This is a genomic window from Bacillus sp. 05T31 (assembly GCF_056396725.1).
In genome coordinates, this window is record NZ_JBFTMA010001158.1 from 1 (window position 1) to 786 (window position 786).

1 protein-coding gene is annotated in these 786 nt (G+C 39.4%); it reads right to left on the reverse strand.

Annotated elements, in window-relative coordinates; all coding sequences use genetic code 11:
* On the reverse strand, positions 1 to 786 hold a 786-nt coding region (locus tag AC1DJR_RS32075; protein WP_477004478.1), incomplete at both ends, for a preprotein translocase subunit SecA.

The window sequence follows — 786 nt, forward strand, 5'->3', positions numbered from 1 at the left end:
GTGTACGGTTAATGAAATCATGAACTTTAGGTGTATTAATAAGTCCCGTTTTGTCAGGTTTCAGTGATTTTTCCAACTTTTCTACTTCTTCGTGAGCGAAGCGCTTTAGCATCTCATCTTCTAAAGATAGGAAAAATTGAGAGCTTCCCGGATCACCTTGGCGACCAGCTCGTCCTTTAAGCTGGTTATCAACGCGGCGAGATTCATGACGTTCTGTTCCAATTACATGTAATCCACCAAGGGCGTGGACACCTTCTCCTAGTAAAATATCAGTACCTCGGCCTGCCATATTGGTAGCGATTGTAATTTGACCTTTTTGCCCAGCAGTTGCAATTAAGTCTGCTTCTTGCTCTGCACTTTTAGCGTTTAATAATTGATACTTTATGTTTGCTTCATCTAAATAACGAGCAACAGTTTCAGATTGCAAGATAGACATCGTCCCAATTAAAATAGGGCGTCCTTGCTTATGCTGTTTTAGAACTTCTTCACGCACAGCTTTATATTTATCATCAGCTGTTACATATACTACGTCATTTTTATCTTCACGAAGAATAGGACGGTTCGTTGGAATTGGAATAACTTCCATATTATATACACGGTTGAATTCTTTTTCTTCCGTTTTTGCGGTACCTGTCATACCTGATAATGCCGGATACATACGGAAGAAGTTTTGAATTGTAATAGAAGCTTGTGTTTGGTTTTCTTCTGTAATTTCTAAACCTTCTTTTGCTTCTAGTGCTTGATGTAAGCCGTCACTTAAAGAGCGACCATCCATAACACGTCCTG